Genomic DNA, 8095 nt, shown 5'->3' on the forward strand with positions numbered 1-8095 from the left:
AACCCGGCCTTTTTTATTGGTTTATGGCTAAGGGCAAATCAACTTCTAAGGAAATTACTGATTTGCCTTTATGGTTTTTTAAACTGTACCTTTCAAAAGTTTCGCAGGATTAAGATTTTTCGCTTCGATATCTTTGAAGTAGTTGACTGTGCCGACTTTGAGTTCGACAGTTGCCCCATCGTCACAGACAATAATGCCCTTGGGGTGTAATTGGAGAGCGCTGACCGTCCACATATGGTTGACGCCTTCTTCCACTACCTTTTGCAGTGCCCTGGCCTTGTTATGGCCGCTGATAATAATCAGCACCTCACGGGCGTCCATAACCGTTTTGACCCCTACCGTTAACGCGGTTTTGGGAACTTTGTTGATGTCGTTGTCGAAAAACCTCGAATTGGCTATGATGGTGTCTTTTGTAAGTGTTTTTTCTCTGGTTGGGGACGATAACGAAGAGCCGGGTTCGTTAAATGCAACGTGGCCGTCAGGGCCTATGCCCCCGATAAACAGATCGATGCCGCCAAAAGCTGCTATCTTCTTTTCATAATTCTTACACTCGGCCTGCAGGTCTTTGGCATTACCATTGAGGATATTAACGTTTTGTTTCTGAATATCCACGTGGCTGAAGAAATTGTTCCACATAAACGAGTGGTAGCTTTCGGGATGCTCCTCCGGCAATTTGACATATTCATCCATATTGAAAGTAACGACGTTTTTGAACGAAACTTTTCCTTTTTTGTTGAGTTTTACCAGTTCTCTGTACATTCCCAGAGGCGATGAGCCGGTAGGAAGGCCTAATACAAAAGGCTTTTTAGTGCTTGGCTTAAATTCGTTAATCCTTTTGGCAACATAATTGGCAGTCCATTTAGATGCTCCATCGTAATCAGGCTGAATGATAATTCTCATACACGGCTCCTTATTCGAATGTGATTAAAATTAACTCAGTTTTTCCATTCGGCTGATAAGCTCATCACCGAGCTTTGTTTTTTCTGCTATATGTTTTTCAATTTCAGAGACGAAACTGTCTTTTTCAAACACGCCCCTGACACGTGCGAAATCGCCGCGTTTTGTTTGTTCGTCGCCATCGAGGCCGTATCCGGTTTGAGCGGTGTCGGTAAATTCTTTTTTTGCATCAGCGTAAAGTTTGTGGTCAAGTCCCACCACGGCTTCTTTCCATTTCGTTGTCAGTTCAATAATATCGGCTGCTGTTATTTTATCGATGTTTTTACCAAGTCGCTGCTGCAGCACACCTGTCGCCCAGGCCCATTCATACTTGGGATAATCTTCGTGTATCGACCGGAAAACCTCTGTTACCTGCTCCAGTGTGCTGATACTGTCGTTTTCAATGTCGTTGAGCATTTTTTCAATGCATTCTTCAGGCGCAAACAGCCCGGCTAAATCCAGCCATTTGCCAGTTCCTGTGCCGGTTTCCGGCGACAGAGCAGCTTGAAGGTCTCCGATGTTATTAAGCTGCTTGCCTTCCAGTCGTTTAATCAGGCAGTTGCCCAGGAACTTGTCGATACCAATCTGGTACAATTTAATACCGCTATCCAGCGACGAGCTTTTAATCTTGCAGCTGTGATAGGTGAAGTAATCGCTGGTCGTGCCGGAGGTCGATTTAAGATTTGTGAGCAGTTTGCAACCGTTGAGCATTTTTTGAATTGTATATGGGCTTAAAAGCTTGAAATTTATGTAATCGAGCTTCTTGGGGTCTTTTCGTTTGTCTCGTTTTGGCCATTTTCGAGCGTCTCGGACGGTCCCTACGCTTCGTAAATTCACACCGGGGACAAGAATACTTTCATCTTCGTGCTCAATAAGGTATGAGAAAGGCAGGTCCGAGGTATCAGAATTTCTGTAGTGTCTGCCCATTACAACGGTAAAAGCCCCGACCTTTGCCGGCCAGAGCATATATGAGTCGCTGGCTGTCTTGGAGCCGCGTTCGACAATACCCTGGTGGACCGGCCCGAGTTTGTACATATGATTGCTTTGATTTGTTCCGCTGCCGGCGTTCAGGAAAGAAAACAACCCCGCAATCAGCAGTGTCGATTTATGATGTGTAACAGTATATGGCCCGGCAAATATGGAGCAGGCCTCGCCGTGAAAACCGCCGCAATTGGCGAAGAACACCGAGTTTTCCGCTGAATATTGTTTGGCCAGTTCCGTGCTCTGCCCTACGAAGCATTTAGAAATGATAGCGCCGTCACTGATCTTCGAACCGGAGCAGACGATGAAATCCTCTGCGAAAACACCGGGGCCAATATAGACAGGGGCTTCCGGGCAGCTATTGATTGAGCCGTTTTCCAGCCTGCTTGCGCCCTCGATTACAGTCACAGTACCCACTTTGACATTTTTGATAATTCTGCAGTTGATAATATTAGCGCCTTTTGCCAACAGGCCCATAGATGAAGTTACAGATTTGGTATAGCCGGCAATCATTTTCCGCAGATTTTCAATTACTTTCGGCCTGTGCCTGTAAAAAGCTATCACATAAGCGGTATGAGCAGACAAATGGTCGTAAATCGGTATCTCCCTGCCGCCGGCCTCATTGACAACGGCAACTTCGGTTCCGTTACCGAATGAGCTCTCCTGCTCAACTTCCAGCAAATCAACATTGTCAATGACTACATTGTCCTCGATTATGTAATTGGCTATGTAAGTGTTAATGTTGTTAATATAAACATTGTTTCCGATTTTGCAGTTGTGGATTGCTGCCTGATTAATACCTGCCGGCTTCTTCATTCCGCCGTGAAAGGTTATTGTTTCCTTAAGCTCGCCTATTTCAACCTTGCCGGAAAAATGTGTGAATCTTACTCTTGCAGGGTCGAAGCTTTGTGCAACTTTAATACTTGCCCAATCCGAGCAAGTGCATCCTTGCTCTTGCAGCTGAGTAATTTCGGTTTTAGATAGTGCGCGGTATTCCGATGCCATATTGCACTCCTTTTAACTCAAGCAACTGTTGTTCGAAGTTTACCCTTTTTTGATGAACAAGTCAATGAATTAACTTCGTTGCGGGAGATTGGTTCTGTGGAGTTTCCTGCTATGGGCTGGATATAATTTTCAAAAGCTCTTTATGAATCGTGTTGACATACTCGTCTAACCTGTCAGAGACTGTTTTACTGAGTTCGCAGCCGGGTTTGACGGATTGAGGTTCGATACCGAAGATTATTATCTCGGCAGGACATTGGCCGAGCTTATCTGCCATATTAATTATTTTAATAAGGTCAACTTCGTGGAGCGACTGGTGTGATAGTGCCTTAATGCTTTTAATCTCCTGGGGGGTAAATTTTTTTATGTCCCCCGGCTCTTTCCCCATTTTTGCACAATCGATAAAAAATGCTTTATCTCTTTCGTCGATGAGATGCAGGATAGACATTCCCCCTGTCCCTGCGTCTACGAAATTAATCTGAGGAAAGCTATCGGCGAAATCCAAAAGCTTTTGCACAACCCGCACACCTACGCCCTCGTCCGACATGAGCGTATTACCCAGTCCGATTACAATCACAGCTTTTTTCATTTGCGGCTTATTTGACAAATTCCACATTCAGCATGTGAGTTGAGCAGGAAATACACGGGTCATAAGAGCGAACAAGCATTTCGAGCTTCAGTCTGACGGAGTCCTCGCTCTCGTTAATTATTTCAGGCACAAGCTTTTCGAAGTCCTTTTGTATATTAGCGTGGTTCTGGTTGGTCGGGATGCAAATATCGGCAGCGATACAATTGCCCTTTTTGTCGAATTCGTATTCATGGAACAAGATGCCGCGCGGCGCCTCGACACAGCCGGCGCCTTTTCCGGCTTTCGGCGAACTGGTAACCTTTTCAGCTTTGAGTCCTTTTGTAAGCAGCTCGTCTATCATCGTGATACTTGTCTCAACAATATGAAAGCACTCAACAAGCTGTGCGACCGTGTTCATAAATGGGTTGCAGCAGCCCTTTTTCAGGTCGAACATCTTTGCCGCCTCTTTGCCCATCGGCGAAAGAAGCTCGCTGTTGTTATTAAAGCGGGCCAGCGCTCCCACGGCGTAAGAATCCCGGTGCCACTTCGCCCACTTGGCGGTTGATTGTTCAACAATATACTCATTTGCAACATTGTGCCATTTCTCTATCGGAACGACCTTGCCGCCGTTGTCGTCGGACGTGATGCCGCCGTGATAGAACGTGTATGTCGGCGGATTGGTTTGCTTAAGCGATACGTATTCTGTCTGGCGCTCGAATTTTGGTATATTCCCTGCAACGCTCAAAACCACATCTGCTATCACTTTCAGGTCGGGTATTGTGTCTTTCAGCGTCTTCTGTAACTGCCGCAGTTGTTTCTCGGCCGGTGTTCGTGTAAGCCCTCCTGGTATGAGTGTAACAGGGTGCGTCGTTCTGCCTGCGAGCAGGTCGGACCATTCATTAGCGACTCTGTGGGCTCTTACTATAGTCTTGACTACATCTATCGCTCTGGAAACCAGCGGCACCACGGAAGGCGCACCGAAGAAATCAGGTGCTGCGAGATATCCGATATGGAGTGTATGACTCTGCAGTTGCTCTGAATAATGCATTAATATGCGAAGCTTGTCGGCTTGCTCCGAGACCTTCAAGCCGAGCGCGCTTTCGACCGCTTTTGTCGCGGCCAGCGAGTGTGTAATCGAGCAAATACCGCATATCCGGGAAACTATTGTTTGAATATCCTCATAGCTTTGGCCTCTGACCATTGCTTCAAAGAACCGCGGGGCTTCGGGCACCTGCCACTGCAGCTTTTCAATCCTGCCGTTGGTTACATTTACGACAATGTTCCCGTGCCCCTCGACGCGTGTTATATGATGAACGTTTATGTTCATATCGTTATGCATTTGTAGGCCCCTGAGTACTTCCAAAAAGAACCATTTTGCTCTTCAAAACATCCAAAGTTAAGCCGTATTTTTCGATGACGTCTTTTGCCGCATTCACATTCGGATTGTCAACATACCCGCGGCAGCCGAAACACCTGAAACCGGACGATGGGCATCTCGCCCCGCAGCCGGCCCTTATAATCGGCCCAAGACAGACTTGCTCGTATTCCCACAGGCAGGGATTGCCCTTGGCCTTACATTCGACGCAAACGGGGTAATCCGGTATCTCCGGTCGCTTGCCCATAAGCAGGCAGCGGATTATATAAGTGAATTCTTTTCTGTCTATTGGACAGCCGTGGATTTTGTAATCAACCTTTACGACTTCGTCCACGGCCTTTGTTGGTGTGGTGTCAAGATGAGGCATATCTGCTGCTTTGCCGTATACGCAGCGTTTGACATCCTGCATCTCGAAGTTATTCTTGAGCTTGTTTACCCCGCCGATTGTAGCACAGGCGCCGAGAGCAATTAGTATCTTCGCTCTCGTCCTTATAATCTCAAGACGTTTTTCATCTTCTGGCCTTGTAATTGAACCTTCAATAATGGCTATGTCGTACTCCGTGCTTTGTTCACTGAGGGCCTCGCGCCACTCGACCACGTCAACTGCGCCTATAAGGTCGAGCAGCTCTTCTTCGAGATTGACAATCTGCAATTGGCAGCCCTCGCAGCAGGCGAAATCGAAGATGGCAACTCTTGGTTTACCCATAATTATATTGCCTCCGGCATAGCAGCCAAATCTGAATACCTAAACACGGGTCCATCCATACAAGCGTAAACGTGGTTAATTTGACAGTGACCGCACTTTCCGACACCGCATTTCATTTTACGCTCAAGGTTCAGATATATATCTTCATGCTGCAAATTGTATTCCTGAAGCGCCATCAGTACGAACTTGTACATAATCGGCGGCCCGCAAATCGTAACTACGGCTGATTTAAGCTTGGACTCTATTTTGGGAATCAGCGTCGTGACAACGCCCACATTGCCTTTCCAGCAGTCATCACCCTGGTCAACCGTCTCCAGAAACTGAACATCGCTTCTTTTACTCCACGACTGCAGCTCATCGGTAAGAAATCGCTGTGACTGACATTTGGTCCCCAAAAGTATCGTTACATCTCCGTAATCGTCACGGTTGTCCAGTACATAGTTTATAAATGAGCGTTGAGGCACGAGGCCTATTCCGCCGCAAATAAAGACGATACCCCTGCCTTTTGATTCTTCTACTGGATAAACGCCTTTGCCGAAAGGCCCGCGAATGCCGATTTTATTGCCGGTCTTGAGCTTGTGAATGGCGTTGGTAACGTTGCCGACTTTGCGGACAACAAGTTCGAAATAGCCCTTTTGGGTCGGCGATGAAGAAATTGTAATCGGTGCTTCACCCACCCCGGCCAGTGATACCTCGACAAACTGTCCCGGAACATAATCCAACTGCTCGCCATCCATCGCAAGCTGCAGGTAAAGCTCGGTCTCATTCAATAAATCGGCTTGCTTAACAGCAGCCAATCTAGGCAGATAAATGTCTTTCTCAATTGTGCTTTGCTTAACCATCAGAAAGCTCCTATCTCAACCCCAAGTCGTCAAAGAGTCTATTATAGACATTGACGGGATTTGCAATATCGGGCAGACACGCGTGCACGCATCGTCCGCAGCCAACGCACGCTGGGATTTTACTGCTTATCTTCTCCGGCACGTATTTGCCTTTTCGGTAAAGCCGGTGTCTGAAGCGGTCTGCACGTTTTTTTCTAAACTCATGTTCGCCTGCTACCTTGGTAAAACCATCGAGCAGACAGCCGTCCCACGCTCGCTGCCTCTTCCCTTTTACGAAGTCCCAGTTCACGTCATCCTGAACGTTAAAACAGTAACAGGTTGGACATACCTGGTTGCACGAGCCGCAGCTGAAACACGTCTTTGCCTTTTCTTCCCATACCGGATGGCTGTATGCTCTTTCAAGCAGCTTGTGAAGATATGAATAGTCACAGTTCAGTTTGTGCTTGTTGAGCCGGTTCTGGTTTTCATTCCAGACTTTTTGTCTTTTTTCGAGGTCTTCTGCTGTGGCATCAGCTGTGCCTTTTGCCTTTGCCAGTAGTTTGTCGCCTTTAGGCGAGCCGCTTTCCATCAAATATGAATCGCCGATGTCCGTAAGCAGTACGTCGAATCCGCTCTTGACCGTGGCTGTACCCATCGACGCGGCAAAAACATCTCGCGAAGGCGTTACGACGTCACAGGCGATTATCGTGGCGTTGTTACGTCTTTTCATATAGTGGCTGTCGCAGTTGTCCTGTTCGAAAATCAGGTCCATCTGGTTTAACGCCTCTAAATCATAAGGATGGATGCCCAAGAGGATAAATTCAGTGCTGTCTGATACCGACTGATAGCTGCCGCCGACCTCGTATGTAAGAAGCGTTTCAACCGGCGGCAGGAAATACTTTCTGTTGGGAGGCCGAAGGGTCACATCATAATCCAGCCGAAGCTGGTTAGCTGATTCAAGCTGCTCGAATTCAAAACGGTCGCCTTTGGCCTGGGCGCCTATCACTTTTTGCTTGCTGATAAGCTCATCAACGAAGCTTGTAAAAGCGCTCTTGGAGATTTTCTTAACATTCATTTTCGACCTCAGTTAAAATGTCTGAGAGCAATTTTAGCAGGATTTTTTCTGTTCAGACATCGGTTGTTTACCGCCCGTGTTCGCTGCATTCGATACTTAGGTTTACGTCAACAGGTTAAAACGAAACAGTTTATAAATTTTTGCTGTATCTGTCAAGAAGATTCAGCCTTGTTTAAATGAATTTGACAATCTTGTTGCAGGTGCTTTATAATGCCTGCATTGCTGTTTCGCGGGCGTAATTCAGTGGTAGAATGTCAGCTTCCCAAGCTGGACGTCGGCGGTTCGAATCCGCTCGCCCGCTTTTCCTTTTGTCACAGGCAGTTGCGGCAAATATCACCTTGATTCTTTTCCTCTCTTTCGCTGCTGTACCGCAATATATAGTGGTGTGCCTTCTTTTCTATGTTGTAACTTACGGCAATTTCATATAAGATGTTGCAGCAATACAGCAGTTATAAAATATGGATATGTTTGTAAAAAAGGAGAAATCCAATGACACCTAAAGAGTTTTTTGAATTCGCAAAGAAGAACAATGCGAAGATGGCGGACCTGAAATTCGTCGACCTTCTTGGCACTTGGCAGCACTGCACGTTCCCCGTTGAATTTCTGGACGAAAAGGTCTTGAAGGAGGGTC

Annotated in this window: 7 protein-coding genes and 1 tRNA gene; 1 reads left to right on the forward strand and 7 read right to left on the reverse strand. The window is 46.7% G+C overall.

Features of this window, described 5'->3' with window-relative positions; genetic code table 11:
* Positions 1-78: 78 nt before the first annotated feature.
* From nagB to PHG53_09945, 7 genes are all read right to left on the reverse strand, one after another.
* A complete protein-coding gene (nagB, locus tag PHG53_09915) occupies positions 79-900 on the reverse strand; it encodes a glucosamine-6-phosphate deaminase (GenBank protein MDD5381934.1) in 822 nt (273 codons plus the stop codon).
* Positions 901-930: 30 nt separating this feature from the next.
* On the reverse strand, positions 931-2922 hold the full coding sequence (locus tag PHG53_09920) for a DUF4954 family protein (protein MDD5381935.1): 1992 nt from the start codon (positions 2920-2922) through the stop codon (positions 931-933).
* Between the two features lie 109 nt (positions 2923-3031).
* Positions 3032-3508: a HyaD/HybD family hydrogenase maturation endopeptidase gene (locus PHG53_09925; protein MDD5381936.1), complete on the reverse strand. Its 477-nt coding sequence runs from the start codon at positions 3506-3508 to the stop codon at positions 3032-3034.
* Positions 3509-3515: 7 nt separating this feature from the next.
* Positions 3516-4826 (reverse strand): Ni/Fe hydrogenase subunit alpha, encoded by a 1311-nt coding sequence (locus tag PHG53_09930; protein ID MDD5381937.1) that lies wholly within the window; start codon positions 4824-4826, stop codon positions 3516-3518.
* Positions 4819-5568: a hypothetical protein gene (locus tag PHG53_09935; protein MDD5381938.1), complete on the reverse strand. Its 750-nt coding sequence runs from the start codon at positions 5566-5568 to the stop codon at positions 4819-4821. Before PHG53_09935 ends, PHG53_09930 begins: the two co-directional genes overlap by 8 nt.
* A 2-nt stretch (positions 5569-5570) precedes the next feature.
* Entirely contained in the window at positions 5571-6410 is an 840-nt protein-coding gene (locus tag PHG53_09940) for an FAD/NAD(P)-binding protein (GenBank protein MDD5381939.1), read from the reverse strand.
* Positions 6411-6420: 10 nt separating this feature from the next.
* Positions 6421-7464: a 4Fe-4S dicluster domain-containing protein gene (locus tag PHG53_09945; GenBank protein ID MDD5381940.1), complete on the reverse strand. Its 1044-nt coding sequence runs from the start codon at positions 7462-7464 to the stop codon at positions 6421-6423.
* 229 nt (positions 7465-7693) lie between these two features.
* On the opposite strand from PHG53_09945, the gene PHG53_09950 reads away from it, so the two are divergent.
* Positions 7694-7765 (forward strand) — tRNA-Gly (locus PHG53_09950).
* Positions 7766-8095: the final 330 nt, after the last annotated feature.

The organism is Phycisphaerae bacterium (assembly GCA_028714855.1).
Taxonomy (GTDB): domain Bacteria; phylum Planctomycetota; class Phycisphaerae; order Sedimentisphaerales; family Anaerobacaceae; genus CAIYOL01.

Bases quoted from the DNA above. Each gene is read 5' to 3' on its own strand.
- PHG53_09935 (MDD5381938.1), bottom strand. From the start codon at position 5,568: ATGGGTAAACCAAGAGTTGCCATCTTCGATTTCGCCTGCTGCGAGGGC.
- PHG53_09920 (MDD5381935.1), bottom strand. From the start codon at position 2,922: ATGGCATCGGAATACCGCGCACTATCTAAAACCGAAATTACTCAGCTG.
- nagB (MDD5381934.1), bottom strand. From the start codon at position 900: ATGAGAATTATCATTCAGCCTGATTACGATGGAGCATCTAAATGGACT.
- PHG53_09940 (MDD5381939.1), bottom strand. From the start codon at position 6,410: ATGGTTAAGCAAAGCACAATTGAGAAAGACATTTATCTGCCTAGATTG.
- PHG53_09930 (MDD5381937.1), bottom strand. From the start codon at position 4,826: ATGCATAACGATATGAACATAAACGTTCATCATATAACACGCGTCGAG.
- PHG53_09925 (MDD5381936.1), bottom strand. From the start codon at position 3,508: ATGAAAAAAGCTGTGATTGTAATCGGACTGGGTAATACGCTCATGTCG.
- PHG53_09945 (MDD5381940.1), bottom strand. From the start codon at position 7,464: ATGAATGTTAAGAAAATCTCCAAGAGCGCTTTTACAAGCTTCGTTGAT.